The organism is Rhizobium nepotum 39/7, assembly GCF_000949865.1.
GTDB lineage: Bacteria > Pseudomonadota > Alphaproteobacteria > Rhizobiales > Rhizobiaceae > Agrobacterium > Agrobacterium nepotum.
Genome location: NZ_JWJH01000020.1, coordinates 25153 through 51919 on the forward strand (window position 1 = coordinate 25153; position 26767 = coordinate 51919).

Consider the following 26767-nt stretch of genomic DNA (forward strand, 5'->3'; position numbering starts at 1 on the left):
ATAATTTTCACTGGGGAAAAGCGTCTCCCGTTAACGTTTTCGTCTTGCCTTCTTCAACGGCAGAGGCCCGCCGGGCCGCAGTTTTATTTCCGATCATTGAAAACCTGCATGTTGCAATCCGTGCAACTATCTGATTCCAAGGAGGGAATTCGGATCGATGCTGATTCTTTAACGGAACTCGGCATGTTGGGCGCGGCGGTTAACGAAAGTAAACGATTCATTAACCTTAATGGCGTTTAACTGATCCCAAGGATCATGTGCCAGAATCACCGTTCGTTAAATTCGGTCGGTTTCGGTGCGGTTCGTAGCGGAGAATTGGTGTCAGAGGTATCGATGGGCGGCAAGCACGTAGCTGTTCTTTTGGGTGGGTTTTCGTCGGAGCGGCCGGTCAGCCTCTCGTCGGGGGAAGCTTGCGCCCTTGCCCTTGAGGATGAGGGGTACAGGGTCACCCGCGTGGATGTGGGGCGCGATGTCGCGGCCGTACTCGCTGAACTGCGCCCGGACGTCGTCTTCAATGCGCTGCACGGTCCCTTCGGTGAAGACGGCACCATTCAGGGCATTCTCGAATATCTGGCCATTCCCTATACCCATTCTGGCGTGCTCGCCTCCGCACTTGCCATGGACAAGGCGCAGGCCAAGAAGGTCGCGGCTGCCGCCGGCATTCCGGTGGCTGCCGAACGCGTCATGAACCGCTTCGATTTCACCAGCGAACACCCGCTGACGCCTCCCTATGTGGTGAAGCCGGTGCGCGAAGGCTCCAGCTTCGGAGTGGTGATCGTCAAGGAAGATCAGTCGCATCCGCCGCAAATTCTTACCTCGTCCGAATGGCGTTATGGCGATCAGGTGATGGTCGAGCGTTACATTCATGGTCGCGAACTAACCTGTGGCGTGCTCGACGGTGAGGCGCTCGGTGTCACGGAAGTGGTGCCGCTTGGTCACAATTTCTATGATTATGACGCTAAATACGCTGCCGGTGGCTCAAAGCATGTCATTCCCGCAGAAATTTCACCGAAAATTTACCAAAAAATTCAAACACTGGCGGTTATGGCGCATCGGGCGATCGGGTGCCGTGGCGTAAGCCGTTCAGACTTTCGTTACGACGACCGCTTCTCAGAAGATGGCGAAGTTATCTGGCTTGAAGTGAATACGCAGCCGGGCATGACGCCGACCTCCCTAGTGCCGGAAATGGCGGCCCATGCTGGCCGCTCCTTTGGTAACCTTGTCAGCTGGATGGTGGAGGACGCTTCGTGTTTGCGGTGACCGGCAAAAAGTCGACGGCAAAAAAGCGCGAGCAATTCGTGGCGACGGCAAATGCCGACGATCGCATGGTGCTGCCGCGCCCGCTGCGTCGCGTCGTTCGCTTCTGCGTCAGCCTTGCGACCGGGCGCATTCACATTCCCACCCATACCGGCACGATTTCGGCTGTCGCCTTTTATGCGGTGACGGGACTTTACGGCATGTCGCTTGGCGGACACACAAACATCGTCACGCAGACGACGACATCGGCCGCCGGTTTCGCGGTAGAGGACGTCAAGGTTTCCGGCAATTTGCAGACGTCGGAAATCGACGTCTTTCAGCTTCTCGGTCTTGATGGCAGCACCTCGCTTATCGCGCTTGATATCGACGCCGCGCGCCGCAAGCTCGTCCAGCTTCCCTGGGTGGAAGATGTCGACATCCGCAAGGTCTATCCGAAGACGGTTGAGGTTCGCCTGAAGGAGCGTGAGGCTTTCGGCATCTGGCAGCATGGTTCGGAACTTTCGCTGATCGAAAAAAGCGGCAGCGTGATCGCGCCGCTGCGCGACAATAAATTCGCCGCCCTGCCGCTGTTCGTTGGACGTGATGCAGAAACGGGTGCTGCCGGTTTCGTCGCGCAACTGGCCGACTGGCCCGAAATCCGCAACCGTGTCCGCGCTTATGTTCGCATTGCCGGCCGCCGGTGGGATCTGCACCTCGACAACGGCATCGTCGTCAAGCTGCCGGAAGAAAACCTGCCGCAGGCACTGCAATTGCTGGCGCGGCTCGATCTCGAGGAAAAGGTCCTGTCGCGCGATGTTGCGGCGGTCGATCTGCGTCTGACGGACCGTACCACGATCCAGTTGACCGAAGGCGCCACGGAACGCCGCCAGACGGCTGTCGACGCACGCACCAAGGCTCTCAAGAAGGCGGAGAAGAACACATGAGCTTTTTCGGTTCTTCCCAGTTCGGTCTGCCTCGCCTGAAACCGCTTTCCTCCAAGCGCAGCCACATCGTTTCGGTACTCGACATCGGCTCGACCAAGGTCGTGTGCATGATCGGGCGGCTGACGCCGCGTCAGGAAAGCGAAATCTTACCCGGCCGCACGCACAAGGTTGAAATCATCGGCATTGGCCATCAGCGTTCGCGCGGCGTGAAATCCGGCGTGATCGCCGATCTCGACGCGCTCGAAGGTGTGATCCGTCTTTCGGTGGACGCGGCCGAACGCATGGCGGGCCTGACCGTCGACAGCCTGATCGTCAATGTCTCCGCCGGACGGCTGGCGAGCGACATCTATACGGCGAGCATCGATCTCGGCGGCCAGGAAGTGGAAGCGAGCGACCTGCGCAAGGTTCTGGTGGCGGCAAGCCAGCAGTCCATGCGCCAGGATCGGGCGATCCTGCATTCGCTGCCAACGGGTTATTCGCTGGACGGCGAGCGTGGCATTCGCGATCCGCTGTCGATGTATGGCGATCTTCTCGGTGTCGACATGCACGTCGTGACTGTCGAACGCACGGCGCTGAAGAACCTCGAGCTTTGTGTCAACCGCGCGCATCTTTCGGTCGAGGGCATGGTGGCGACACCCTATGCCAGCGGTCTTGCGGCGCTGGTGGACGATGAAGTCGAGCTGGGCTGTGCGGCCATCGACATGGGCGGCGGCACGACGACGATCTCGGTTTTTGCCGAGGGCCGTCTCATTCACACCGATGCGATCGGCCTTGGCGGCCATCACGTCACCACAGATCTTGCACGTGGCCTCTCGACACGAATCGAAGATGCGGAGAGACTGAAGGTGGTGCATGGTTCGGCTTTGCTGAATGGCGCGGATGACCGCGACATGATTTCGATCCCGCCGATTGGCGAAGACGATCGCGATCAACCATCGCAAGTTTCAAGGGCACTTGTTACCCGCATCGTGCGGGCGCGTATCGAAGAGACGCTGGAATTGATCCGTGATCGTATTCAGAAGTCCGGCTTCAGTCCCATCGTCGGCAAGCGTGTCGTGCTGACGGGCGGCGCAAGCCAGCTGACGGGGCTGCCGGAAACGGCACGGCGCATTCTCGCCCGCAACGTTCGTATCGGCCGCCCAATGGGGGTTGCGGGTCTTCCGGTTGCGGCAAAGGGACCGGCATTTTCAACCGCCTGCGGACTGATGATCTATCCGCAGGTGGCGGACGTGGAAATTCATGCGGCGCAAGGCGGAATGTTCTCGCCGTTTGGTACGGGTAGCGGCCGGATAGCCCGAGTGGGGCAATGGTTGAAAGAGAGTTTTTGAGTGGCCTCGTGGCGTAAGCCGGAGGTTTCCAAGTTGAGTTTTCAAGAATCGGCCAGCGGGGCGATGCGGCCAGAGAAAGAAGGAATGGTAAAATGACGATACAGCTGCAAAAGCCTGATATCACCGAGTTGAAGCCACGCATCACCGTTTTCGGTGTGGGCGGCGGCGGTGGTAACGCTGTCAACAACATGATCACGGCCGGCCTCCAGGGTGTCGATTTCGTCGTCGCCAACACGGATGCGCAGGCGCTGACCATGACGAAGGCAGACCGGGTCATCCAGCTCGGCGTCAACGTCACCGAAGGTCTCGGTGCCGGTTCCCAGCCGGAAGTCGGACGCGCCGCCGCTGAAGAATGCATCGATGAGATCATCGATCACCTGAACGGCACCCACATGTGCTTCGTCACCGCCGGCATGGGTGGTGGCACCGGCACGGGTGCGGCACCTGTCGTCGCACAGGCCGCCCGCAACAAGGGCATCCTGACGGTCGGCGTCGTCACCAAGCCTTTCCACTTCGAAGGCGGCCGCCGCATGCGTCTTGCCGAACAGGGCATCGAGGAACTGCAGAAGTCCGTCGATACGCTGATCGTCATTCCGAACCAGAACCTCTTCCGTATTGCCAACGACAAGACGACCTTTGCCGACGCCTTCGCCATGGCTGACCAGGTTCTCTATTCGGGCGTTGCCTGCATCACCGATTTGATGGTGAAGGAAGGTCTCATCAACCTCGACTTCGCCGACGTCCGTTCGGTCATGCGTGAAATGGGTCGCGCGATGATGGGCACCGGCGAGGCTTCCGGTCCGGGCCGCGCAATGCAGGCTGCGGAAGCGGCTATCGCCAACCCGCTGCTCGACGAAACCTCGATGAAGGGCGCACAGGGCCTGCTGATCTCCATCACCGGTGGTCGCGACCTCACCCTGTTCGAAGTCGACGAGGCTGCAACCCGTATCCGCGAAGAAGTCGATCCGGATGCAAACATCATCCTCGGTGCGACCTTCGACGAGGCTCTGGAAGGTCTCATCCGCGTCTCCGTCGTGGCGACCGGCATCGACCGCGTTGCGGGTATCGGCGAACAGAACATTGCCGATATGCGCGCCGCAGCCGCCAAGCCGCTTATCCGTCCTTCCGCGGCCGTTGCTCCCGCTCCGGCCGCAGTTCAGCCTGCTCAAGCAGTATCGCAGGCACCGAAGGTAGACCAGATCGCCCAGACCATCCGTTCGGCGGAAGCCGAAATGGAACGTGAACTTGGTTTTGCGGCACACCAGCAGCCTTCTCAGGACTTCCGTCCGCAGAGCAAGCTGTTCGCATCGTCCCCGGCTGAAGCACCGGCGGCCCTCCGTCCGGCCCAGCCGGTTCAGCAGGCCGCTCCGGCTCCTGTTGCTCAGGCACCGGTCTACCATGCGCCGGAACAGGTTGCCGCGCAGGCTCCGCGTCTGCAGCAGCCGCAGGCCCCGGTCTACCAGGATCAGGCTCCGGTTGCGCGCCAGCCAGAACCTGTCCGCATGCCGAAGGTCGAGGACTTTCCGCCGGTCGTGAAGGCCGAGATGGATCACCGCGCCCACGCCGCTCCTGCCGCGCAGGAAGAACGTGGCCCGATGGGTCTTCTGAAGCGCATCACCAACTCGCTTGGTCGCCGCGAAGAGGAAGAAGTTCCTTCCGACATGATGGATGCGCCGAACATGGCGCCGCAGCAGCGCCGCGCGCTTTCGCCGGAAGCCAGCCTCTACGCACCGCGTCGTGGCCAGCTTGACGATCACGGTCGCGCGACGCCTTCTTCGGCCAGCCACCATGACGACGACCAGCTGGAAATTCCGGCCTTCCTGCGCCGCCAGTCCAACTAACAGCGATTCCGTCCACCTGTCGAAACGCCCGGATCACACGATCCGGGCGTTTTGTTTATTATACGTTGTTAACAGTAAATTAATTCATGTTTTCAATGGCTTGTGCGTGTAACAATCCGAAACGAACAGTGATTTGTCGTGGCACTTTCATATGCGTATGTATGAGGCTGGTAGAGGAAAACATTGACCTCGCCGGTCGTTAAAAACCGGCTTGAAAAACTTGAACGGCGCTGGATATGCGGCGCGGTTTGCAAAACAAGGCATATATGCATGACTATCGGACTGCTCGGATTTCAGACGACTATCGCAAATGCTGTTCAGCTCAAGGGCATTGGCGTGCATTTCGGCAATCCGGTTTCGATGACCTTCCAGCCCGCAGAAGCCGGAACGGGCATCGTGTTTCAGCGCCTTCATGAGAATGGCAGCGTAACAGAATTGAAGGCGGTTTCCGCCAATGTCGGCAATACCGATCTGTGCACCGTGCTCGGCCGTTCGCTGTCCCATTCGGTGGCGACGATCGAGCACGTCATGGCCGCCATCTATGCCGTGGGCCTCGATAATCTCGTCGTTGAGGTTGACGGTCCTGAAGTGCCGATCATGGACGGCAGCTCCGCGCCTTTCATCGAGGCGATCGAATCGGCCGGCATCAAGAACCTCGGCGTGAAGCGCCGCTATATTCGCGTCATCAAGCCGGTCCGCATCGATTCGGGTGCATCCTGGGCGGAGTTCCGTCCCTATGACGGCACGCGGTTCGAGGTCGATATCGATTTCGATACGCCGCTGATCGGCAAGCAGTCCTGGAAGGGCGACCTGACGGCGGATACGTTCAAGAACGAGCTTTCCCGCGCCCGCACCTTCGGCTTCATGCGTGACGTGGAGCGCCTGTGGGCTGCCGGTTACGCACTTGGCTCCTCGCTTGAGAACTCGGTTGTCATCTCGGACGACAACAGCGTCATCAACATGGAAGGCCTGCGTTACGCCAGGGACGAATTCGTCCGCCACAAGACACTGGACGCCGTGGGCGATCTGGCGCTTGCCGGTGCGCAGTTCATCGGCTGCTACCGCTCCTATCGCGGCGGCCACAAGGTCAATGCGAATGCGCTGAAGGCTTTGCTGAGCGACCGTTCGGCCTATGAGATCGTGGAGGCTCCGGCCGCCCGCAACCAGGTGCGCGCGCGTGAGTTCGTTCCGGTCAACATGCCGGAATTTGCGCCCTGGTCGGCTTGATTTTGTTTGCAGGCTATTGATTGACAGAAAAAGCCGCTCCCTTTCGGGGCGGCTTTTTCGTAATGCGGGCGGGATGTTTTGCCGTATCGCCTGATATTCATGCGATTGCATGGGTGGATGCCATAAAAATGCGTTAATGCATCATCATTGCGTTGCCCTGCGGATGCTTTTATGGCTAGAAACGCCAGTGCGAAGCCGATGCTTATGTATTTGCGCGGGAAGTGGGAACTGTCGAATGAAGCATGTAGGGTCTGGTGCAATGAAGGGTACGATGCGGGGGATCGCCGTTTCGTTGATGTTGGTCGGTGCAAGTGTCGCCGTCACGGCCTGCCAGTCCGATCCGGATATCGACATTACCAAGCTCGGCTTCGAGTCCGATCCGCCAGACGTTCTGTACAAGCAGGGGCTTGCCAACATGAACGCCGGCAACATGACGGAAGCCTCGCGCAAATTCGAGGCGATCGACAAGCAGTATCCCTTCACCGAATGGGGCCAGAAGTCGCTGGTGATGCAGACTTTCATCGCCACGCGCACGAACAAGAACGATGTGGCAATCGCGTCGGGCAGCCGTTTCCTGCGGCAATATCCGCGCTCCAAGGACGCCGCTTACGTTCAGTACATGATCGGCCTTGCCTATTCGAAGCAGATTTCCGACGTGACGCAGGATCAGCGCGCCGCACAGCGCACCATTGAGGCGATGAACAAGGTGGTCAACGACTACCCTGAATCGGAATATGTCGCCGACGCGCAGGCCAAGATCCGTTTCGCCCGCGACCAGCTCGCCGGCCGCGAAATGCAGGTCGGCCGTTATTACCTTGAGCGCAAGGAATATCTCGCCGCCGTTTCGCGTTTCCGCATCGTCGTCGAGCAATACCAGAACACCAACCAGATCGAGGAAGCGCTGGCGCGTCTGACGGAAGCCTATTATGCGATGGGTCTTTCCGACGAAGCGCAGACTGCTGCCGCCGTTCTCGGCAACAACTATCCCGACAGCCAATGGTATGCGGATTCCTACAAGCTGCTGAAGGGCGGCGGGTTGGAGCCGCGTGAAAACAAGGGGTCCTGGATTTCGCGTGCCGGCAAGAAGCTTATCGGCGCCTGAGACAGGGCATAGGCCATGCTGGTCCAGCTCTCGATTCGTGACATCGTTCTGATTGAAAGGCTCGACCTCGGTTTTGAGGCGGGCCTTTCCGTGTTGACGGGTGAGACTGGCGCGGGCAAATCCATTCTGCTCGACAGCCTGTCGCTTGCGCTCGGTGGACGCGGCGATGGCGATCTTGTGCGTCACGGCGAAGACAAGGGCCAGGTCACCGCCACGTTCGAGGTGCCGAACAACCATCCGACACGGCTTCTCCTGCGCGAAAACGGTCTCGATGACGACGGCGACCTGATTTTTCGCCGGGTGCAATCCGCAGACGGGCGCACCAAGGCCTATGTCAACGATCAAGCTGTCAGCGTGCAGATGATGCGCCAGCTCGGGCAATTGCTGGTCGAAATTCACGGCCAGCATGACGACCGCGCGCTTGTCGATATCGATGCCCACCGCACGCTGCTGGATGCCTTTGCGGGTCTCAGTGATGATTCCCGCGCCGTGCAGGGTTTCTACCGCACCTGGAAGGATGCCGAGCGGGCGTTGAAGATCCATCGCGCCAAGGTGGAGGCTGCTGCCCGCGAGGCAGACTTCCTGCGTTCTTCCGTCGAGGAGCTTGAAGTGCTTTCGCCGCGCGACGGCGAGGAGGACGAGCTTGCCGGCCGCCGGGCGATAATGCAGAAATCCGAACGCATCGCCGGCGATATCGCCGAAGCGAGCGAGTTTTTGAACGGCAACGCCTCGCCCGTGCCTGTCATCGCCTCGATGATGCGGCGGCTGGAGCGCAAGAGCCACGAGGCGCCGGGATTGCTGGAAGACACCGTGCAATTGCTGGATGCTGCGCTCGACAGTCTTTCCAATGCGCAGATGGAAGTGGAGGCGGCGCTGCGCCGCACCGAGTTCGATCCGCGTGAGCTGGAGCGGGTGGAGGAACGGCTGTTTGCGCTGCGTGCCGCCGGGCGCAAATACAATGTCCCGGTGCCTGATCTGCCGGCGCTTGCGGAAAAAATGGTCGCGGATCTCGCCGATCTCGATGCCGGCGAAGAAAAGCTCGGCAAGCTTGAGGCCAATCTCGGCATGGTGAAGGCCGATTTCGACCATGCGGCGAAATCGCTTTCCGAAAAGCGCCGTCATGCGGCGGGTGCGCTTTCCGAGGCTGTCATGGCCGAACTTCCGGCGCTCAAGCTGGAGCGGGCACGTTTTACCGTCGAGGTGACGTCCGATCCCGAGCAGGCGACGGCTGATGGTATCGATACCGTGGAATTCCACGTCCAGACCAATCCGGGAACGCGCCCCGGCCCGATCATGAAAGTCGCCTCAGGCGGCGAATTGTCCCGTTTCCTGCTGGCCCTGAAAGTGGCGCTGGCGGATCGCGGTTCCGCACCGACGCTGGTTTTCGACGAAATCGATACGGGTGTCGGCGGTGCCGTGGCGGATGCCATAGGCCAGCGGCTTCGTCGCCTGTCGAAAACCGTGCAGGTGCTGTCCGTCACCCACGCGCCGCAGGTGGCAGCCCGGGCGGCCACGCATCTTCTCATTTCCAAAGGCCCTTCCGGCGACGGCACAGAACGTATCGCCACGCGCGTCGCGACCATGGAGCCGAAACACCGCACCGAAGAAATCGCCCGCATGCTGGCCGGCGCCTCGGTGACCGACGAGGCGAGGGCGGCGGCGGCCCGCTTGCTTGCCGCCAAGGACTGACCGATCGCGACAGTGCTGCCAGGGTGAGGGTGCCTTTCGGCGTTGTGACTCCGGCGGCAAAACTTGTTTTTATTGTATTTTATTTCGGCTAAAAGCGTTCGGTATTTCTCAACGAGGCCGCCATGTCGAAAGATCAGATTCCCGTCGAAAACCTGACCGAGCTTGAAGCCTCTTCCGAGCTGGCATTTCTGGCGGCCGAGCTTGCCCGCCACGATGCGCTCTACCACGGCAAGGACGCGCCGGAGATTTCGGACGCGGAATATGATGCGCTGAAGCGGCGCAACGATGCCATCGAGGCGGCATTTCCGGCGCTGGTGCGGGCTGACAGCCCATCGAAGAAAGTTGGCTTCACGCCACTTCCGACCTTTGCGCCAATCGTCCATGCGCGGCCGATGCTGTCGTTGGACAACACGTTTTCTGAAGAGGATCTGCGCGATTTCGTCAGTTCCGTCTATCGCTTCCTCGGGCAACTGCCGGATGATTCGATCGCCTTTACGGCCGAGCCGAAGATTGACGGGCTTTCCATGTCCATCCGCTACGAGAACGGCAAGTTGAAGACGGCGGCGACGCGTGGTGACGGTACGACGGGCGAAAACGTCACCGCGAATATCAAGACCATCAAGGAAATTCCCAACACTCTGCTTGCCGGTGCGCCCGATGTGGTGGAGGTGCGCGGCGAGGTCTATATGGCCAAGAGCGACTTTCTGGCGCTTAACGCCCAGATGGAGGCCGACGGCAAACAGACCTATGTGAACCCGCGCAACACCGCCTCCGGTTCGCTGCGCCAGCTTGACGCCAATGTGACGGCGAAACGCAAGCTGAGGTTCTTCGCCTATGCTCTGGGCGAGGTCTCGAATGGAGGCCAGCCGACGCGGATTGCCGATACGCAATATGGCATCGTCGAGAAATTCCGGGAGTGGGGTTTTCCGGTCAATCCGCTGATGAAGCGATTCACCTCTGCCGAGCAATTGCTTGAACATTATAATGAAATCGGCATCGCGCGGCCGGATCTCGATTACGATATCGACGGCGTGGTCTATAAGGTCGACCGGCTCGATCTTCAGGAACGGCTGGGTTTCCGCTCGCGCAGTCCGCGCTGGGCCACCGCGCACAAGTTTCCGGCCGAGCAGGCTTTCACCACGGTCGAGAACATCGAAATCCAGGTGGGGCGTACCGGCGCGCTGACACCGGTTGCGCGTCTGACGCCGATCACCGTCGGTGGTGTCGTCGTGACCAATGCGACACTGCACAATGCCGACTATATCGAAGGCATCGGCAATAGCGGCGAGCGCATCCGTCCTGAAGATCACGATATCCGCATCGGCGATACGGTCATCGTGCAGCGCGCCGGCGACGTCATTCCGCAGGTGCTGGACGTGCTGCTGGAGAAGCGCCCGACTGATGCGGTGAAATATGCATTCCCGGAGAAATGTCCTGTTTGCGGCAGCCATGCGGTGCGGGAGCGCAATGAAAAGACCGGCAAGCTTGATTCGGTCACGCGCTGCACCGGCGGTTTTGTCTGCCGGGCGCAGGCGGTCGAGCACCTCAAACATTTCGTCTCGCGCAATGCCTTTGATATCGAGGGGCTGGGCACCAAGCAGATCGACTTCTTCTTCGAGAGCGACGATCCCACCCTGTCGATCAAGACTGCGCCTGATATCTTCACGCTGAAGGCGCGGCAGGAATCCTCTACGCTGACTAAGCTCGAGAATATCGACGGCTTCGGCAAGGTCAGCGTCAAAAAGCTGTTCGATGCTATCGATGCCCGCCGCGAGATCGATCTTCACCGGCTGATCTTCGCGCTCGGCATCCGCCATGTTGGGGAGACCACGGCGAAGCTTCTGGCGCGCTCCTACGGCACCTACGAGCATTTCGAGGAGGGCATGAAGGCGGCAGCCGATCCGGCGAGCGATGCCTGGGCCGAGCTCAACAGTATCGACGGCATTGGCGAGGTCGTGGCCCGCGCCATCATCGAATTCTACAAGGAACCGCGTAATCTCGATGTCATCGACCGGCTGATACGGGAACTGCGACCGAAGGAAGCGGAAAAGCCCTCGACCGAAGGCAGCCCCGTGGCGGGCAAGACGGTGGTCTTTACCGGCTCGCTCGAAAAATTCACCCGCGACGAGGCCAAGGCGCGTGCCGAAAGCCTTGGTGCGAAAGTGGCCGGTTCCGTGTCGAAAAAGACGGATATTCTGGTGGCCGGGCCGGGGGCAGGCTCTAAGCTTGCCAAGGCTGCGGAGCTTGGCGTGCAGACCATGGATGAGGACGAGTGGCTGGCGCTGATTAGCGGCTGAGGTATCGTCATCGCCGCGTTGTTTTGCACGGCTACAGGTCTCATCCTGAAATGGGGAACGGGACATGGATGATCGCATCATCATCTCTTCGCAGCAGGTCCGGGCGCTGATTGCGGGCCAGTTTCCGCAGTGGGGGCATCTCGATGTCAGGCCGGTGGAACTGAGCGGCTGGGACAATCGCAGCTTTCGCCTTGGTGACGACATGCTGGTGCGGCTGCCGAGTGCTGCGCGTTATGTGGCGCAGGTGGAAAAGGAGCATCGCTGGTTGCCGGAGCTTGCGCCTCTTTTGCCTCTTCCGATCCCGGAGCCATTGGCGATTGGTGAGCCGGGGCAGGATTATCCGTTTCCGTGGTCCGTTTATGGCTGGCTTGAGGGCGAGCCTCTAGCCCAGCATCTCGACCGCATTGATCTCGCAACCATAGCCTTTGACGTGGCTGCGTTTTTGAAAGCCCTGCACGGCATCGATGCCTCGGATGGTCCGCCTGCGGGCGAGCATAATTTCCATCGGGGCGGATCGCTCGCGGTTTATGACGGCGAGGCGAGAGCGGCGGCGTCGCATCTTGCCGATGAGGTCGATCAGGCGCTGGCCATGGAGATATGGCAGCTCGCCCTTTCGAGCCGCTGGCAGGGGCCGGGCGTCTGGGTGCATGGCGATATCGCCGAAGGCAATCTTCTCGTCAAGGACGGACACCTGTCAGCCGTCATCGATTTCGGCAGTTCCGGCGTCGGCGATCCGTCTTCCGATCTCATTCTCGCATGGAATGTGCTGGATACGGAAAGCCGCGCCGTTTTTCGCCAGGCGATGGATGTGGACGCTGCCACATGGCATCGCGGACGCGGCTGGGCGCTATGGAAAGCGCTGATCACGCTCGAAGCGCAGCGGGGTCGCGACGAGAAACTGGCCGAATGGTCACGCAGGACCATTCGGGAAGTGTTTGCGGATCATTCTTTGTCCGCCTGAGAAGCATCAGCGCAGCCGCGCCATCCCGTAGGAATCGGCATATTTCCCATCGCGAAAGGCATAGTTGCGCAAGGTGCCCTCGTGTTCGAAGCCGAACTTCTCATAGAGCCGGATAGCGGCGAGATTGTCGGTGAAGACGTTCAGTTCGATGCGGCGAATATCGTGCCAGTTGTCGGCGGCATCGATCAGCGCCGCCAGAAGCTTCGAGCCGATGCCCTTGCCGGCGAAATCGTCATGGATGCCGATGCCGAGGGAAGCGATGTGTTTCTGCCGTCCGGTTCTGGCGTGCAGGCCGGCATTGCCCAAAATCCTGCCACGCCATTCGGCGGCCACGACGATGTCGGATTGGGAAAGGCCTTCGATATACTGCCGGGTTTGCGTGACGCTCTGGAAGGGCTGGCGCAATGTTCCCCAACGCACGCCGGGCATGTTGAGCACCTGCGTCAAGCCTTCGGCATCATCTGGCCTGATACCGCGGATGAGCAATTCATCGATCTTGAAATCCTGAACGGGCGGCAGGTCGCTTTGCGGCTGGGGCATTGGCTGTTCTCCTGTTGGGCCGGAGAGCAGGGGACCATTCGCCCTGCTCTTGCGGCAGGGCATGATGGACAAGGATCGCTAATCTATCGCGACAATGCTCCACCGCCCGCCGGCTTACCGGAGGTGGTGTTGTTGAGCATGGTTTTGCGCGATTGTGCGATCATGGCCGACAGATTGGCCGGGGCCGCAAAGCTTGTCAATGCCATCTTCTTAGCCCCGAGCTGTTCGAAGGCGTCTGAACAACCTGCCGTCGATCGCTGCGAGGCCGGCCGCGATCATCGCCATGCCGGCGAAGTGCTTGATTTCCAGCTGTTCGCCGAGAATGAGCGAGCCGAGCAGGATGGCGCTGACCGGGATGAGGAAGGTGACGAGCGCGAGGTTGGTGGCGCCGGCTGTGGCAAGAATACGGAAGAAGATGAGATAGGCGAGTGCGGTGGACAGCAAGGCGATGCCGACAAGCGCGCCCCAGGTGCCAAGGCTCGGCATGGCAAGCGTCCATGGCTTGTCGATGAGGAGGGCTGCCGGGATCAGCATCAGGGTCGAGGAGGAGATCTGGCCGGTGGCGGTCATCAGCGGCGGCACGCCCATGGCCTTGAAGCGGCGGCCGAATATGCCCGCGAAGGAATAGGAGATGGCTGCGCCGAGAATGGCGAGCTGGCCCCAGAGGTTGGATGCCGCACCGCCAAAGGCTGCCGGGCCAATCATCGTGGCCACGCCGACAAAACCGATGAGAACACCTGCAAGCTTGTTGCTGGTCATCTTTTCGTCGGTGGTAAGAAAATGGGCGACGATGACCGTGAAGAGCGGCGTCGTCGCATTGAGGATCGAGGCAAGCCCGCTGGCAATATGGGTCTGGCCCCAGACGATCAGGCAGAAGGGAATGATGTTGTTGAGCAGGCCCATGCCGAAAAAGGCGCGCCACACGGCCCCCTCACGCGGCAGGTGAAGACCCATGATGCGGCAGACGATCAGCAGGGCCACGGCCGCGAGGCTGACGCGCAGCGCGACGATGGTGACGGGCGGCAGTTCCTTGACGGCGATGCCGATGAAAAAGAACGATCCGCCCCACAGCAGCGAGAGCGCGACGAGCATCCCCCATTCGCCGGCATCCATCTGTTTTTGTATCGCCATCTTCGTCTCCCAAGGGCATGAATTATGACATGATCGCAGGTGCCGCTGCCGCCATCCACCCGATATCGGTTGAGTTCACCTCAATCCATGGTTCCGGGCTTTCCGCCGCTTCACGTCGTGTTGCTTCCATTTACTCCCTGTTTTATGGTGTTTTCAAACGATAGTTTCTCGTCACATAATTGAGCTGAGCTAAATCATGATTGCGGAACTTCCTTCCTTGAAAGGATTGCAGGCCTTTGAAGCTGCGGCGCGGTATCGCAGCGTCACGCTTGCTTCCAACGAGTTGAACGTCACCCCCGGCGCGGTCAGCCTGCAAATCAGGGAGCTGGAAGCTCGCCTTGGCGTGCAGCTGTTTCTGCGCAAGCCGCGCAGTATCCAGCTGACACGCGAGGGGGAGCGTTATTACGGCTCGCTTCGCACCGCGTTCCGGATGATGCGCGAGGCGACGGCGGAACTGACGGCACGATCCGAGATTACGGTTCTGACGCTGAGCTGCACACCGACGTTTGCCGTGCAATGGCTGATGCCGAGACTGCCAGGTTTCCAGCAACAGAACCCGCATGTGGATGTGCGTATCAGCGTGACGAACCGGCTGGTGGATTTTTCGCGGGACGATGTCGATCTGGCGGTGCGGCACGGGTTTGGCCGTTATGAAGGGCTGGAAAGCATCCGCTTCATAGATGACAGCACCTTGCCGGTCTGCTCGCCGCAGCTTTTTGAAAAATACGGGCCGCTGAGGGTTGCCGGCGATCTGAAATCCGTTCCGCTGCTGCACGATGAAAACCGCAATGAATGGCGGCGTTGGCTGGAAACGGCGGGCGCATCGGAGGTCGACGCTTCCGGCGGTACCGTATTCATCGACAGCAACGGTGCGCTGGATGCGGCCAAGGCAGGACACGGTGTGGCGCTGACGCGGCGCTCGCTGGTTTCCCGCGAGCTTGCGGAAGGAGCGCTGATTGCGCCGTTCGGGACGGATATTGCCAGCACGCTCGCCTATTTCCTGGTCTATCCGCGGCGGATGCTGGAAAATCCCGATCTTGTAAGGTTGCTGGACTGGATGGTTTCGGAGGCATCTTCCACAGAGGCCGGTTCTCTTTGACGCCAATCCGGTTTATGCCGGAATGAAACAACGGGAATCACTCTTGAAAACCATCGCCATCGATTTCGAGACCGCCAATGAGGAGCGGGGCAGCGCCTGCTCCGTCGGGCTTGCGTGGATAGAAAACGGTGAGATCGTTCGCGTCGAGGAACGGCTCATCCGCCCGAGGGAGATGCGGTTTTCACCCTTCAATATCGCCGTGCACGGGATATGTCCTGCCGATGTCGAGGACGCGCCGGAATTCCCTGATGTGATGGAAGAGTTCATCGACGATATCAAGGGCGCCACGATGATCGCCCATAATGCCGCTTTCGATTTCAGCGTCATGCGGGCCTCTTTCGACAAATACCGGCAGTCCTATCCGGACCTTTCCTATCTGTGCAGCGTCAAGATCGCCCGGCATGTCTGGCCGCAGCTGGCATCGCACAAGCTGAATGTAATCGCCCATCATCTCCAGCTGCGTTTCGTGCACCACAATGCCGCCGAGGACGCCGTGGTCTGCGCGGCCGCGTCGATTGCGGCGGCCAAGGCACTGCGCGTTGCCCATATCCGCGATCTGCCGGAAAAGATCGGCATGGTCGCCGGCCGCCTTACATCCAACGGTTACCAGCCATGCAGCATGAAAAAACGCGTCGTCTCGCGGGTTGCGTAACCGTTCCCCGCACTTATGTTTGAAGCAGCGTAACGGAGAATATGCGATGACGATGAAAACTCTGTCGGGTTTGTTTGCGGGCTTTCTGGCATTGCTTCCGGTGACAGTGGCGCATTCGCAGGTTGTCGGCGAGGTGGGTGTCGACTGGATCGGCAACGATATCGTCATCGAGGCGATTGCCGACCCCAAGATCAAGGGCGTGACCTGCCATGTGACCTATTTCGAGCGCGGCGTCATCGACCGGCTGAAGAACGGCAACTGGTTCGAGGACCCTTCGAACAACGCCATTTCCTGTAGCCAGACGGGGCCGGTGGAAATCGGCGACATCGATCTGTCCAAGGGCGGGGAAGAGGTGTTCCGGCAAGGCATGTCGCTGGTCTGGAAGAAGCTCGTCGTCAGCCGCGTCTATGACAAGGCCAATGATACGCTGATCTATCTGGTGCATGCGCGGGAACTGACTGACGGTTCGGCCAAGATGGCGATTTCCACGGTGCCGCTCTATAACCAGCAGGTGACGTGGGAAAAGGGCAAGCCGTGAGGGTTGTCCAACCCTCTCCGTCATGCCGGACTTGATCCGGCATCCAGCCACGGCGCGTCTGCGCCGTGAAAGAGTCTTACGCGATCAAGGACTTGAACGCACTGGACCCCGGATCAAGTCCGGGGTGACGGAGTTTTACTGAATCGGGACTGCCAAATTAAACATCCCGCCGCTTCAACGGCGCTGACGTAGACAATAGCTCGGCCCTATCAGGCCGCTTCGCGCGCCAGCTCGTCGGCGATCACGGTGTCGAGGTTGAGGAAGCAGACCATGCTTTTTTCCAGCGCCACGATACCGCGGCAGAAGTTGCGCTGTTCTTCCGGAATGATATCGGGCGCGGGCTGCAAATCCTCGGAGCGGATGGTCATCATGTCGGAGACCTGTTCCACCAGAAGTCCCACCAGCTTGCCGCCGATATCGGTGACGATGATGGCGGAGCGTTCGGAAGGCTCGGTCATCTTCATGCCGAGGCGTCCTGCCATGTCGATGACGGGAATGACGGCGCCGCGCAGATTGATGAGGCCGAGAACATAAGGCGGTGTGTGCGGCATCGGGGTGACGGGCGCCCAGCCGCGAATTTCGCGGATCGCCATGATGTCGATGCAGAATTCCTGACCGCCGAGATGGAAGGAAACGATTTCGAGATATGCGCCGGATTGCTTGATGGCGTTGGACATGGCGGCAGGTTTCCTCTGGCGGCTCTTGGGCAGGCCCATGCATGATTGAGCTTTATGCGGTGGCCGGAACGGACCGGGAGACATCATGTCGGGATTTGAAAAACCGCTATGGTTATATTGCACAGCAAGATTTTAAACTTTCCCTAACAATTGCCGATATTCCGTCTGCAAAACCCAGTATTTTGGCGGTTTTCGTGCCGGTGCAAACAGGTTATGATGGAGATATGAACGCGATCGTTTCCAATCCGCTGAAGTTTATTCTGGCAAGTCTTGCGGTAGTGGCCTCGCTTGCCATCGTGCTTCTTGCCTTCGACGGCTGGGTGCGGCACAGCACGGATATTTTCCTCTCTACCGTGCAAAGCGGAATTGCCTGGTGTCTGTGACACCTTTCCAGGCCCGAGCTTTGTGACAAATCAGCGCGGTAGCCAGCAAATACGCCCAGTTGATTTGCGGTCGCCGCCGCCGTTCGCTATCAGACGACAAGGCCTGCAATATCCAGCCGGTCTTTCGGGGTAGGATTGGACAATGAGAAACATTCGCATCGTATTGTGGGCCGTGGTGCTCGTTCTTGCCGGTGTCGTCAGCTGGTTGACGATCGAGATGACGAAAACCCGCGAGGAGATGGTGGAAACGGTCTATGGCGTGCCGTTCGAACTCACGGCGCAAAACGGTCAGCCGATCACCGAAAAGGCCTTTCAGGGCAAGCCGACAGCGCTGTTCTTCGGTTTCACCCATTGCCCGGAAGTCTGCCCGACAACGCTGTTCGAACTGAACGGCTGGATGGAGAAGGTGGATCCGGCCGGCGACAAGCTGCAGGCCTATTTCGTGTCTGTTGATCCCGAGCGCGATACGCCTGAGATCATGCAGCAATATGTCTCCAACGTCTCTAAGCGGATCACCGGCATTACCGGTTCGGCCGACAAGATCGCCGAGACGCTGAAGGGCTACCGCATCTATGCCAAGAAGGTGCCGGTCGACGAAAAGGATCCGAATGGCGATTACACCATGGATCACACGGCGTCCGTCATTCTGCTCGATGCCAATGGCCGCTTTTCCGGGACCATTGCTTACGGGGAAAACCCCGATGTTGCCGAGCAGAAGCTCCAGAATCTTCTGAAGGGCTGAGCAAGGCGGCATAATTATGCCTGGCTTATTGGACTGGCCGAGGTTTTGTGGCAAAGGCAAGCACAGGACCATTAAAGCGCGTCACGCTGTGACACGCTTTAATTTTTTGTTTCCACGCATGTCTTCTTCCCAAAGCCGCTGCACACGTTTGGGAGACATGCTTTAGCCAGAGAAAGCAGCCCGCCGTGAGCGAAATCCGACTTTACGTCACCACGACCGAAATCAAGGCCGGTGAAATCATCGATCTCATGTCGGACTATTTCGGCGAGGAGGATATCGCGATCGCCACCACCGAGGTGGATGAGAAGCGCGACATCTGGGAAGCCTCGGTCTATCTCATGGCCGATCAGGAAGACGAATTCCGCGAGCGGGTCGAGGCTTTGCTCGCACCTGTCTTTCCCGGTCTCGTTATCCAGAAGGAGATCGTTCCCGATATAGACTGGATCGCCAAGTCGCTCGAGGGGCTGAAACCGGTGCGGGCAGGGCGCTTCATCGTTTATGGCGCGCATGATCGCGACAAGGTGCGGCCAAACGATCTGGCGATCGAAATCGAAGCGGGGCAGGCTTTCGGCACCGGCCATCATGGCACGACGGCGGGCTGCCTTGAGATGATCGAGGACGTTCTGCGGGCGCGGACCGTGCGCAATGCGCTGGATCTCGGCACCGGCAGCGGCGTCCTGGCGATTGCTGTGCGCAAGATGCGCCATATTCCCGTGCTCGCGACGGATATCGACCCTATCGCCGTCAAGGTGGCGAAGGAGAATGTGCGGCTGAACGGCATCGTCTCCGGGCTGGCACTGGAAACGGCGCCGGGCTTCCATTCGGATGCCTTCCGCAAACATGGTCCGTTCGACCTCATCATCGCCAATATTCTGGCGCGGCCGCTCATCAAGATGGCGCCGCAGCTCGTCACGCATCTGGCGCCCGGCGGCACCGTCATCCTGTCGGGAATTCTCGCATCGCAGCGCTGGAAGGTTCTCGCCGCCTATAATGGCGCGCGGCTATCCCATGTCCGCACCATCTGGCGCAATGGCTGGGTCACGCTGCATCTGCGCAAGGACTGAGGCTCTCGGGGTATCCCTTTGGGGCAAAAGAAAAGGCGGCGCTTTCGCGCCGCCTGAAAACCCGCGAGCATATGGGAGGGAAGTTGCTCAAGCGGGTCGACGTATTCCTGTTCAGGCGCGGTGGAGGGAGGATCGCCGCGCCGGATGTGATCAGAATACGTAGCTGGACTTTGCATTGCGGCGAAGATCGGCGCGGTTCATGCCGAGCGCTTCGAGCGACTTGTCGTCGAGGTTAAGCAGGGCAGCGTTGACATGACGGCTGACCTGACGCTCGCGTGCTTCAATAACGCGATCGAAGGCGTTGCGGAGGAAAGATTTTGCCATTGCTTCAAATCCTTGTTTGCCAGGAGAGTATCTCTCTCGCTGTGTTGATCTTGATATAAGCGATGTGTTTTTGTTTAGTTAGAGGGGATGCTTCAGGGTAGATGTGCATTTAATGCATATCACTCGTTTTTTAGTATTACTTATTTCACCAAATATGCACAATTTATCGCCGTAGTCGGTTCCGTCATATATGGCTTGAAACCGGGTTTGCCCGCATGGCATTGTCTGGTTGCGCTGTCGATGTGACGGCGCGACAGAACAGCTTTCCTCATGACAGTTTCCGAAAGATGCCCATGTTCCAGACCTTCGAAAACAAATCCGCGCCGCAATTCGGCAAGGCACGCGTCGAGGCGCTGCGCGCCAGTTTCGACGCCCTCGGTATCGACGGTTTTCTGGTGCCGCGCGCCGATGAATATCAGGGCGAATATGTGCCGGAATCCTCCGAGCGGCTGTCATGGCTGACGGGATTTACCGGCTCCGCCGGCATCGCGCTGATAACGCGTGCGCAGGCGGTGGTTTTTGTCGATGGCCGTTACACGACGCAGCTTGCCTCGCAGGTTGACCAATCGATATTCAGCGGCGGCGATCTGGTCGGCGCACCGCCCTCCGTCTGGTTGTCGGAACACGGCACGAAGGGCTTCCGATTGGGCATCGATCCCTGGCTGCATACCGGCGCTGAACTGAAGCGTCTGGAAAAGGTACTCGCGGCCAAGGGCGGCTCCGTCGTCCTGCTTGAAACCAATCCGCTCGATGCCCTGTGGCAAGACCGTCCTTCCGAACCGCTGGAACCCGTCGTCATCCAGCCGGAGGCCTTTACGGGCAAGCTGGCGAAGGAAAAGATCGCCTCGCTTGCGGAGACGGTGTCTGCCAAGGGTGCGAACGCCCTGCTGGTGACTGATCCGTCTTCCATTGCCTGGATTTTCAATATTCGCGGCAACGACGTGCCGCATACGCCGCATCCGCTTGCCCGCGCCATCATCTATGCGGATGGCAAGGCCGATATTTTTCTCGATAAACGCAAGACGGGTATAGAGGCCGAGGCCTATCTGGCGCAGCTGGCAACGCAATTGCCGCCATCGAAGATCGCTGATCGTCTGCACGCCATTGCCAGCGCCAAAGGCCGTGTCCTTGTCGATGCCGATCTGACGCCCGTGGCGCTGACAGGGGCGATCACGGCGGCGGGCGGCTCCCTGGTCGAGGAGGCCGATCCCGTCCGCTTGCCGCGTGCCTGCAAGAACGACGCCGAGATTGCCGGTTCGGCCGCAGCCCATGTGCAGGACGGCGCGGCCATGGTTGAATATCTCTGCTGGCTGGATCGTCAGCAGCCGGGCAGCGTCACCGAAATCGCGGCCGTGAAGGCGTTGGAGGCGACGCGCGCTAAAATAGGGCAGGGGCTGCAAAACCCGCTGAAGGACGTGTCTTTCGATACGATTTCCGGCGCGGGCGAACATGCCGCCATCATCCACTACCGCGTCACCACCGATACCGACCGGACACTTGCCGACGGTGAGATGTTCCTCGTCGATTCCGGCGCGCAATATGTCAATGGCACCACGGATATCACCCGCACCGTGGCGATCGGGAATGTCCCTGAAGATCAGCGACGTTTCTTCACGCTGGTATTGAAAGGCATGATCGCCATCAGCGCCGCACGGTTTCCGAAGGGAACGCGCGGTTGCGATCTCGATCCGCTGGCGCGCGTCGCGCTTTGGAAGGCCGGGGCGGATTATGCCCATGGCACCGGGCACGGCGTCGGCTCCTATCTTTCGGTGCATGAGGGGCCGCAGCGTATTTCAAGGCTTTCGACGCAGGAATTGCTGCCGGGCATGATCCTGTCAAACGAGCCGGGTTATTACCGTCCCGGCGCTTTCGGCATCCGCATCGAAAACCTGATCTATGTGCGAGAGGCGGAAGCGGTGGCGGGCGGCGATCAGCCGATGTTGTCGTTCGAGACACTGACCTGGTGCCCCATCGACCGCAGGCTGGTCATCACGGCACTTTTGACCGATGAAGAGCTTGACTGGCTGAACGCCTATCACGCCGACGTTCTGGTAAAGCTTCTGCCTTTGATCGCTGATGAAGAGGTGAAGGCGTGGCTGGTAGCAGCCACGCGGCCTCTGGAGCGGAGCGCTTAAAGGACAGAAAAGTGCCTGATGGTGATGACGATCGCCCAGCCCACGGCCAGCATCGTCAGGCCGGGGAAACGCAGGCAGACCAGAAGTGCCGCCACCATGCCGATCTTGACTTCGTATCCGCCTTCGAAAAAGGCGGGTGCGACCAACGTGGTCAAAACCGCGACGGGAACGGCGTTCAGTCCCGCCTCCATGCGTGGCGGGATGGATTTCATCCGCGTCATCAGAACATAACCGCCGATGCGGGTGAGATAGGTGGCGACGGCGGCGAGCGCGATCAGGATCAGGGTATCGGCGTGCAGCAGATCGCTCATGGCGTTTCCACCTTGTTTTCAGGATTGGCCTCGCCGTTCGGTTTCGGCGGATAGAGGACTGCGACGAGAATGCCCGCAAGCGCGCCGAGGCTGACATGCCAGGGCGAACCGACGATGTGATAGGCGACCGTTGCGCCGAGCGCGCTTGCCAGCATTACCGGGTAGAAATTCTCCCGCTGGCGGAAGCTTAAGACCATGCCCATGAAATAGATCGGCAACAGCACATCGAGGCCGATGGCTTTCGGATCGCCGATGAGGTTGCCGAGCGACGCACCGACAATGGTCATGGCCAGCCACAGGACATAGACCGGTGCGGCGAAGCCCATATACCAGGCGAAGCCGACGGTGCCGGTATTTTCATATTTTCTGACCGATTCGGCGAATTGCGGATCCACCAGCACGAAGAAGCCAGCCGCCTTTTGCAGGAAAGACCAGTTGGAGATCATTTTGGCAATGGCGGCCGAATAGAGGATATGGCGGAAATTGACGGCGAAGACCGAGAGAACGATCAGCCAGGGGGCGACCTTCTGGCCGAATAATTCTATGCCGACCAGCTGGCTCGCGCCGGCATAAACGGTGCCGCTCATGATCGTGGCTTCGACGACGCTCAGCCCGTTATCGACCGCGACCGCGCCGAACAGCGCACCGAAGGGGGCGGCGGAAAGGGCAATCGGGAAGCCGCTTTTAAGACCTTCGCGAAAATCAGTATTGGACATTGTATAGGAACTCCTTGCCCGCCGCTCTATCGCCGTCCCGGCCGGGTGGCAAACAAATTGCATGAATGGATCGATTGATTCCCTTGAAGCTTCCGTTACGGTAACGCCGAAATGCGACGTCGGACGGAAGGCCTCATCCGGTTTTGTTCCCCGCCGAAACAGTTGAATTATGAGGAATCGATGCTGGAGAAGCAGGAAAAGGCGGTCTTGGCCGCGCGTATCAAGGAATATCTTGCCCAGGAGACTGAAATCGAGATCGGCTCCCTACAGGCGGAAATCTTCGTCGATTTTCTGGCCGAGGAAGTCGGGTATGTTTTTTACAATCAGGGGCTCAAGGATGCGCAGGCCGCGATCATGAGGCGTCTGGAGGATGCGGCGGGCGATATCGACGTGCTGGAGAAACCGAGGTTGCGCTGAGGGTTGCTCAGTCGCGCAAGATGTCACGGCTCTTGATGATCGCTGCACCCTTTTCCCGCATGGTCGCGATCGAAGCATTTATTCCCTGCGGATCGATGCCGCGGCTTGCATCCTCGATGAAACGCACCTTGACGCCGGGCAGCATGTCGAGGGCATCGAGCACTGAAAAACTGACGCAATAATCGGTAGCAAGGCCGCAGATATCGAGCTGCTTCACGCCCTGACGGGTCAGATAATCGGCAAGGCCGGTCGTAGCCCCCTGATCGTTGTCGCGAAAGGCGGAATAGCTGTCGACGGCGGGATTTTCGCCCTTCTGTTGAATGTAGTCGAAAGCGTCCGTCTTCAGATCGGGGTGGAATTCCGCATCCGGCGTGCCCTGTACGCAATGGTCCGGCCACATCATCTGCGGCTTGCCGGAGAGTTCGCCCATATCGAACGGCTTCTTGCCGGGATGCTGCGAGGCGAAACTGCCGTGATTTTCCGGGTGCCAGTCCTGCGAGGCGACGATCAGATCGTAACCGCCATTGTCGATCAGGGCATTGGCGACGGGCACGACCCTGTCGCCATCGGCAACGGCCAGATTACCACCAGGACAAAAGCCGTTCTGGATATCGATAAGCAGTAGCGCCTTCATGATTTTCCTCCCTTATTTCCGGGCAGGATGCCAAGCCGGCATTGGCGGATCAAGTACCCTTTCGACCTTTGTACGGGCTTGATGGGCGATCACATAGGCCTGCCCGTCGCAGTCCCGCCGCATTTGCAGCAAATTTCCGGCCAAGTCGGAATTTACCTGACGATGCGGCGAAGGAAACTTTAAAGGCCGATGACGTCCGGAAGGGCAATGTCCGCGACAGGACAGCGCTTGTTGTTGAACCGGCGTGGCGTGCCTTGCGGAAATCGAATGCGATTTTGCACCGAGACGCTCGGACGCAACAGTCGCGCCCGGTTGTTTTACCTTCGCCTGACAATGCGCAGACCTTAACGAATTATTTTTGCAGGGACTCGTAAACACTTTGGTTACCATAATTCGTCATGCTTCGAGCCAGTCAATTCCGAAACCGGCCGGGTGTCCGCCCGCTGTTCGGATGCCCCAAAATCTCTCCGGCTTTGGCCGGGTGTGCGTGAACGGTTCGAGTAACGAGTATCATGGCGTTTTCTGCTGCGGCCTATAATGGCGCCGGTGTTGCCGGTTCGTCCTGCCTCAAGGGAGGCAAATCCTTTTCGCTTGGCCGAATGTCCGCACTTCTCGGCGGCGGCGCTTTTGCCGGTCTGTTCGCCGTGGCTGCCTTCGCCTCGCTTCACAGCATCGCGGCCGCCTCGCATGGCGTCGGGCAATTTGAAAAGACGCTGGTGGCCCGGCTTGATTCCGCTGAGATGGCGATCGATCGCGCAGCCGTGCGGGATATTCACGTTCGCAAATTTTCCCGCCTGAGCGACCATAGCCATGGTCAGCAAAAGGCTGTCCGTCTTGCCGGTATCATGCCAGAGATCGGCGCGAAGGAATTCCGCGAGCGTTTTGGAGCGGCCGCGAATGCGAAAGGGCAGGCGACGGTCAGGGAGCTTGCAGCGCTCAAGCCTTCCGCAATCGTCGATTCGGCGCTTGGACGCACCTCCGAGGTTGCCTATCAGAGTGCCGCTTCGCAACATCCGGCATTTGAAGTGGCGCTGGCGCGTCCGCAGATCGAGGAGGAGGCGAACAGCCTGCTTCCGGACGACGTGCCGCTGCCAAGCTTCCGGCCCGAGGTGGCGGCTGCCGAAACGGTTGAGCCATCCCCGCGCCCAGCCGCTCTTGCGAAGACCGATGAACACCCGGCCGCCCTTGCTTCAGCGCCTGCTTTCGATGCGCCGGTTCCTGCGCGTGCACCCCAGCAGCAGCGGCAGGGCACCGGCGGCATGCTCGCCTTTGCGAAACCGGACAATCCGGTGCGCGAGCCGAGCAAGATGGATGCCGTTCCATGGCCGGATCGCGGCAACGGCACGGCGGTCTACGATATTTCCTCGGGCCTGGTTCACATGCCGAACGGCGAGAAGCTCGAGGCGCATTCGGGCATCGGCAAGATGCGCGACAACCCGGACTATGTGCACGTCAGAATGCGCGGCTCGACGCCGCCCTCAAGCTACAAGCTGACGATGCGCGAGGCGCGGTTCCACGGTGTCGAGGCTATTCGGCTGACGCCGGAAAGCGGCGTGAACCCGCATGGCCGCGATGGTCTTCTTGCCCACACCTACATGCTGGCGAAACGCGGCGAATCGAATGGCTGCGTCGTGTTCCGGGACTATTCCCGCTTCCTTGCGGCCTTCAAGCGCGGCGAAGTCAAGCGCATGGTGGTGGTGCCGAAGTTGAACAACGGCCGTCCGACACTGGCGAGCAGCGGCGGAAAGAGCGGCGGCAAGACCCTGATCGGCATGTTTTCGCGCGACAGCGACACCTGAGTTTCAGGTTTACCCACGTTCAGGACAATAAAAAGCTGCGGTTTTACTGGAAATGCTTTAGCGGCCGCGCCGCTGCGTCAGCATCATGCCGGCAAGGATCAGCAGAATGCCGAGCGCGCTTGCCCAGATTTCCGGCGGATGATCGCTGAAAAGATCGAGCACGACGCCAGACACCATCTGTCCGCCGATGACCAGAAGTGCGGTATTGACCGCGCCGATGCGCGGGATGAGCCAGCTTCCCGAAGCGATGAAGACGACACCGATGGGGCCGCCGATGAAGGCGAGCCAGGGCGCATCCGCCGCACCCGGCGGAATGAGACCGCCGACGATGAGGCCGATGACCGTCAGCACTCCGAAACCGACGATGTGGTTCCAGAACGAGGCGATGAGTGGCGAATTCGACAGGCTGAGGCGGCCGTTGATCTGGCGGCTCAGCGCCACGAAGACGCCGCCGGCGAAAGCCATGGCTATCCAGACGATCATGCCGTTCTCCCGACAAGGATGATGAGCGCGCTGCCGCACAGGATCAACGCCACCACCACCATGTCACGCAAATCCGGCCGCCGTTTGGGCAGGCCGAAAAGACCGAAAAAATCAGCCAACAGGCTGAAGATCACCTGTCCGCCGAGCCCGAGCGCAATGGTGCCGGAGAGCGCCAGCGGCGAATTGACGGCGGTGGAGGTGAGGATGACGATGGCCGCACCCACGACCCCGCCGCAATAGGCCCAGAGCGGCGCCTTCGGTTTTTTTGCCGCGCCCGTATCTTTCTTCGGGCGCATGATCGCCAGATAGATCAGGGCCGCCACCGTGCCGGTGCCATGCGCCGTCCAGGAGGAAAAGAGCGCATTGCCGTAATGGGCAAGCTGGCCGTTGAAATGCACCATCAGCGTCAAAAGACAGCCGCTTGCGAAGGCGGCGGCAAGATGCAGCGGATTGAGGCGGGGATGCGTCGTTTCTGTCATGGCTGGCCGGAATCTGAT

General features: G+C 59.8%; 28 protein-coding genes. 18 read left to right on the top strand and 10 right to left on the bottom strand.

Translation table 11 applies throughout. From position 1 onward, the window contains the following. The first annotated feature begins 333 nt into the window (after positions 1–333). The 9 genes from RS75_RS19890 to RS75_RS19930 all read left to right on the top strand — a co-directional run bounded on the left by RS75_RS19890 (position 334) and on the right by RS75_RS19930 (position 12625). Positions 334–1260 (top strand): D-alanine--D-alanine ligase, encoded by a 927-nt coding sequence (locus RS75_RS19890; RefSeq protein WP_045023704.1) that lies wholly within the window; start codon positions 334–336, stop codon positions 1258–1260. Beyond that, a complete protein-coding gene (locus tag RS75_RS19895; RefSeq protein ID WP_045023706.1) occupies positions 1248–2180 on the top strand; it encodes a cell division protein FtsQ/DivIB in 933 nt (310 codons plus the stop codon). The genes RS75_RS19890 and RS75_RS19895 overlap by 13 nt, the downstream gene beginning before the upstream one ends. Further along, positions 2177–3508 carry a cell division protein FtsA gene (gene ftsA / locus RS75_RS19900; protein WP_045023708.1) on the top strand — a complete coding sequence of 444 codons (1332 nt, stop codon included), beginning with the start codon at positions 2177–2179 and terminating at the stop codon, positions 3506–3508. The genes RS75_RS19895 and ftsA overlap by 4 nt, the downstream gene beginning before the upstream one ends. 92 nt (positions 3509–3600) lie before the next feature. Then, the gene (gene ftsZ / locus RS75_RS19905; RefSeq protein ID WP_045023711.1) at positions 3601–5349 is read left to right on the top strand and encodes a cell division protein FtsZ; all 1749 of its coding nucleotides are present in this window, start codon (positions 3601–3603) and stop codon (positions 5347–5349) included. Positions 5350–5619: 270 nt separating this feature from the next. Further along, entirely contained in the window at positions 5620–6576 is a 957-nt protein-coding gene (gene lpxC / locus RS75_RS19910; protein ID WP_045023897.1) for a UDP-3-O-acyl-N-acetylglucosamine deacetylase, read from the top strand. A 235-nt stretch (positions 6577–6811) separates the two neighbouring features. Continuing rightward, positions 6812–7678: an outer membrane protein assembly factor BamD gene (locus RS75_RS19915; protein ID WP_045023713.1), complete on the top strand. Its 867-nt coding sequence runs from the start codon at positions 6812–6814 to the stop codon at positions 7676–7678. A gap of 15 nt (positions 7679–7693) precedes the next feature. Next, complete coding sequence (recN, locus tag RS75_RS19920; protein ID WP_045023715.1) at positions 7694–9367, top strand: DNA repair protein RecN; 1674 nt, start codon at positions 7694–7696, stop codon at positions 9365–9367. A 122-nt stretch (positions 9368–9489) separates the two neighbouring features. Continuing rightward, positions 9490–11664: an NAD-dependent DNA ligase LigA gene (gene ligA / locus RS75_RS19925; protein ID WP_045023717.1), complete on the top strand. Its 2175-nt coding sequence runs from the start codon at positions 9490–9492 to the stop codon at positions 11662–11664. Positions 11665–11728: 64 nt separating this feature from the next. Beyond that, on the top strand, positions 11729–12625 hold the full coding sequence (locus RS75_RS19930; protein WP_045023719.1) for an aminoglycoside phosphotransferase family protein: 897 nt from the start codon (positions 11729–11731) through the stop codon (positions 12623–12625). Between the two features lie 6 nt (positions 12626–12631). On the opposite strand, the gene RS75_RS19935 is transcribed toward RS75_RS19930, so the two are convergent. The 3 genes from RS75_RS19935 to RS75_RS19940 all read right to left on the bottom strand — a co-directional run bounded on the left by RS75_RS19935 (position 12632) and on the right by RS75_RS19940 (position 14296). Then, positions 12632–13165, bottom strand: a complete 534-nt coding sequence (locus RS75_RS19935) for a GNAT family N-acetyltransferase (protein ID WP_045023721.1) — start codon at positions 13163–13165, stop codon at positions 12632–12634. Between the two features lie 83 nt (positions 13166–13248). Next, entirely contained in the window at positions 13249–13371 is a 123-nt protein-coding gene (locus tag RS75_RS27330; protein WP_267884627.1) for a hypothetical protein, read from the bottom strand. Positions 13372–13375: 4 nt separating this feature from the next. Then, complete coding sequence (locus tag RS75_RS19940) at positions 13376–14296, bottom strand: DMT family transporter (protein ID WP_045023723.1); 921 nt, start codon at positions 14294–14296, stop codon at positions 13376–13378. Positions 14297–14492: 196 nt separating this feature from the next. Between RS75_RS19940 and gcvA the strand changes: the two genes are divergently transcribed. The 3 genes from gcvA to RS75_RS19955 are packed head-to-tail and all read left to right on the top strand — an operon-like array spanning position 14493 to position 16585. After that, positions 14493–15395 carry a transcriptional regulator GcvA gene (gene gcvA / locus RS75_RS19945; RefSeq protein ID WP_045023725.1) on the top strand — a complete coding sequence of 301 codons (903 nt, stop codon included), beginning with the start codon at positions 14493–14495 and terminating at the stop codon, positions 15393–15395. A 43-nt stretch (positions 15396–15438) separates the two neighbouring features. Then, positions 15439–16047: a 3'-5' exonuclease gene (locus tag RS75_RS19950; RefSeq protein ID WP_045023727.1), complete on the top strand. Its 609-nt coding sequence runs from the start codon at positions 15439–15441 to the stop codon at positions 16045–16047. 46 nt (positions 16048–16093) lie between these two features. Then, the gene (locus RS75_RS19955; RefSeq protein WP_045023729.1) at positions 16094–16585 is read left to right on the top strand and encodes a CreA family protein; all 492 of its coding nucleotides are present in this window, start codon (positions 16094–16096) and stop codon (positions 16583–16585) included. Positions 16586–16794: 209 nt separating this feature from the next. Here RS75_RS19955 and RS75_RS19960 read toward each other — a convergent pair whose 3' ends face one another. After that, a complete protein-coding gene (locus RS75_RS19960; protein ID WP_003513183.1) occupies positions 16795–17262 on the bottom strand; it encodes a chemotaxis protein CheW in 468 nt (155 codons plus the stop codon). A 41-nt stretch (positions 17263–17303) separates the two neighbouring features. On the opposite strand from RS75_RS19960, the gene RS75_RS27125 reads away from it, so the two are divergent. From RS75_RS27125 to RS75_RS19975, 3 genes are all read left to right on the top strand, one after another. Beyond that, positions 17304–17645 carry a hypothetical protein gene (locus tag RS75_RS27125; RefSeq protein ID WP_084687118.1) on the top strand — a complete coding sequence of 114 codons (342 nt, stop codon included), beginning with the start codon at positions 17304–17306 and terminating at the stop codon, positions 17643–17645. A 142-nt stretch (positions 17646–17787) separates the two neighbouring features. Continuing rightward, positions 17788–18387, top strand: a complete 600-nt coding sequence (sco, locus tag RS75_RS19970; RefSeq protein ID WP_045023731.1) for a cytochrome oxidase assembly protein Sco — start codon at positions 17788–17790, stop codon at positions 18385–18387. A gap of 185 nt (positions 18388–18572) precedes the next feature. Beyond that, positions 18573–19451 carry a 50S ribosomal protein L11 methyltransferase gene (locus RS75_RS19975; RefSeq protein ID WP_045023733.1) on the top strand — a complete coding sequence of 293 codons (879 nt, stop codon included), beginning with the start codon at positions 18573–18575 and terminating at the stop codon, positions 19449–19451. A gap of 150 nt (positions 19452–19601) precedes the next feature. Here RS75_RS19975 and RS75_RS26915 read toward each other — a convergent pair whose 3' ends face one another. Then, a complete protein-coding gene (locus RS75_RS26915; RefSeq protein ID WP_045023735.1) occupies positions 19602–19775 on the bottom strand; it encodes a hypothetical protein in 174 nt (57 codons plus the stop codon). 293 nt (positions 19776–20068) lie between these two features. Between RS75_RS26915 and RS75_RS19985 the strand changes: the two genes are divergently transcribed. Further along, on the top strand, positions 20069–21910 hold the full coding sequence (locus RS75_RS19985) for an aminopeptidase P family protein (protein WP_045023737.1): 1842 nt from the start codon (positions 20069–20071) through the stop codon (positions 21908–21910). Here the strand turns inward: RS75_RS19985 and RS75_RS19990 are convergent. Together RS75_RS19990 and RS75_RS19995 are read right to left on the bottom strand one after the other, a co-directional pair. After that, complete coding sequence (locus tag RS75_RS19990) at positions 21907–22221, bottom strand: AzlD family protein (protein WP_045023738.1); 315 nt, start codon at positions 22219–22221, stop codon at positions 21907–21909. The genes RS75_RS19985 and RS75_RS19990 overlap by 4 nt on opposite strands. Next, positions 22218–22937 carry an AzlC family ABC transporter permease gene (locus tag RS75_RS19995; RefSeq protein ID WP_045023740.1) on the bottom strand — a complete coding sequence of 240 codons (720 nt, stop codon included), beginning with the start codon at positions 22935–22937 and terminating at the stop codon, positions 22218–22220. Before RS75_RS19995 ends, RS75_RS19990 begins: the two co-directional genes overlap by 4 nt. Positions 22938–23117: 180 nt before the next feature. Here RS75_RS19995 and RS75_RS20000 point away from each other — a divergent pair, with 180 nt between their 5' ends. Then, the gene (locus RS75_RS20000) at positions 23118–23354 is read left to right on the top strand and encodes a DUF2164 domain-containing protein (RefSeq protein ID WP_045023742.1); all 237 of its coding nucleotides are present in this window, start codon (positions 23118–23120) and stop codon (positions 23352–23354) included. Positions 23355–23361: 7 nt separating this feature from the next. Here the strand turns inward: RS75_RS20000 and pncA are convergent, their stop codons facing one another. Further along, positions 23362–23988 (bottom strand): bifunctional nicotinamidase/pyrazinamidase, encoded by a 627-nt coding sequence (gene pncA / locus RS75_RS20005; protein ID WP_045023744.1) that lies wholly within the window; start codon positions 23986–23988, stop codon positions 23362–23364. A 512-nt stretch (positions 23989–24500) separates the two neighbouring features. Here pncA and RS75_RS20010 point away from each other — a divergent pair. Then, complete coding sequence (locus RS75_RS20010; RefSeq protein ID WP_045023746.1) at positions 24501–25787, top strand: DUF2778 domain-containing protein; 1287 nt, start codon at positions 24501–24503, stop codon at positions 25785–25787. Between the two features lie 57 nt (positions 25788–25844). Here the strand turns inward: RS75_RS20010 and RS75_RS20015 are convergent, their stop codons facing one another. Both RS75_RS20015 and RS75_RS20020 read right to left on the bottom strand, forming a co-directional pair. After that, the gene (locus tag RS75_RS20015; protein ID WP_045023748.1) at positions 25845–26270 is read right to left on the bottom strand and encodes a DMT family transporter; all 426 of its coding nucleotides are present in this window, start codon (positions 26268–26270) and stop codon (positions 25845–25847) included. Further along, on the bottom strand, positions 26267–26749 hold the full coding sequence (locus RS75_RS20020) for a DMT family transporter (RefSeq protein ID WP_045023750.1): 483 nt from the start codon (positions 26747–26749) through the stop codon (positions 26267–26269). The genes RS75_RS20015 and RS75_RS20020 overlap by 4 nt, the downstream gene beginning before the upstream one ends. Between the last annotated feature and the right edge of the window lie 18 nt (positions 26750–26767).

Bases quoted from the DNA above. Each gene is read 5' to 3' on its own strand.
- RS75_RS19890 (WP_045023704.1), top strand. From the start codon at position 334: ATGGGCGGCAAGCACGTAGCTGTTCTTTTGGGTGGGTTTTCGTCGGAG.
- ftsA (WP_045023708.1), top strand. From the start codon at position 2,177: ATGAGCTTTTTCGGTTCTTCCCAGTTCGGTCTGCCTCGCCTGAAACCG.
- ftsZ (WP_045023711.1), top strand. From the start codon at position 3,601: ATGACGATACAGCTGCAAAAGCCTGATATCACCGAGTTGAAGCCACGC.
- lpxC (WP_045023897.1), top strand. From the start codon at position 5,620: ATGACTATCGGACTGCTCGGATTTCAGACGACTATCGCAAATGCTGTT.
- RS75_RS19915 (WP_045023713.1), top strand. From the start codon at position 6,812: ATGAAGCATGTAGGGTCTGGTGCAATGAAGGGTACGATGCGGGGGATC.
- recN (WP_045023715.1), top strand. From the start codon at position 7,694: ATGCTGGTCCAGCTCTCGATTCGTGACATCGTTCTGATTGAAAGGCTC.
- ligA (WP_045023717.1), top strand. From the start codon at position 9,490: ATGTCGAAAGATCAGATTCCCGTCGAAAACCTGACCGAGCTTGAAGCC.
- RS75_RS19930 (WP_045023719.1), top strand. From the start codon at position 11,729: ATGGATGATCGCATCATCATCTCTTCGCAGCAGGTCCGGGCGCTGATT.
- RS75_RS19935 (WP_045023721.1), bottom strand. From the start codon at position 13,165: ATGCCCCAGCCGCAAAGCGACCTGCCGCCCGTTCAGGATTTCAAGATC.
- RS75_RS27330 (WP_267884627.1), bottom strand. From the start codon at position 13,371: ATGGCATTGACAAGCTTTGCGGCCCCGGCCAATCTGTCGGCCATGATC.
- RS75_RS19940 (WP_045023723.1), bottom strand. From the start codon at position 14,296: ATGGCGATACAAAAACAGATGGATGCCGGCGAATGGGGGATGCTCGTC.
- gcvA (WP_045023725.1), top strand. From the start codon at position 14,493: ATGATTGCGGAACTTCCTTCCTTGAAAGGATTGCAGGCCTTTGAAGCT.
- RS75_RS19955 (WP_045023729.1), top strand. From the start codon at position 16,094: ATGACGATGAAAACTCTGTCGGGTTTGTTTGCGGGCTTTCTGGCATTG.
- RS75_RS19960 (WP_003513183.1), bottom strand. From the start codon at position 17,262: ATGTCCAACGCCATCAAGCAATCCGGCGCATATCTCGAAATCGTTTCC.
- RS75_RS27125 (WP_084687118.1), top strand. From the start codon at position 17,304: ATGATTGAGCTTTATGCGGTGGCCGGAACGGACCGGGAGACATCATGT.
- sco (WP_045023731.1), top strand. From the start codon at position 17,788: ATGAGAAACATTCGCATCGTATTGTGGGCCGTGGTGCTCGTTCTTGCC.
- RS75_RS26915 (WP_045023735.1), bottom strand. From the start codon at position 19,775: ATGGCAAAATCTTTCCTCCGCAACGCCTTCGATCGCGTTATTGAAGCA.
- RS75_RS19985 (WP_045023737.1), top strand. From the start codon at position 20,069: ATGTTCCAGACCTTCGAAAACAAATCCGCGCCGCAATTCGGCAAGGCA.
- RS75_RS19990 (WP_045023738.1), bottom strand. From the start codon at position 22,221: ATGAGCGATCTGCTGCACGCCGATACCCTGATCCTGATCGCGCTCGCC.
- RS75_RS19995 (WP_045023740.1), bottom strand. From the start codon at position 22,937: ATGTCCAATACTGATTTTCGCGAAGGTCTTAAAAGCGGCTTCCCGATT.
- RS75_RS20000 (WP_045023742.1), top strand. From the start codon at position 23,118: ATGCTGGAGAAGCAGGAAAAGGCGGTCTTGGCCGCGCGTATCAAGGAA.
- pncA (WP_045023744.1), bottom strand. From the start codon at position 23,988: ATGAAGGCGCTACTGCTTATCGATATCCAGAACGGCTTTTGTCCTGGT.
- RS75_RS20010 (WP_045023746.1), top strand. From the start codon at position 24,501: ATGGCGTTTTCTGCTGCGGCCTATAATGGCGCCGGTGTTGCCGGTTCG.
- RS75_RS20015 (WP_045023748.1), bottom strand. From the start codon at position 26,270: ATGATCGTCTGGATAGCCATGGCTTTCGCCGGCGGCGTCTTCGTGGCG.
- RS75_RS20020 (WP_045023750.1), bottom strand. From the start codon at position 26,749: ATGACAGAAACGACGCATCCCCGCCTCAATCCGCTGCATCTTGCCGCC.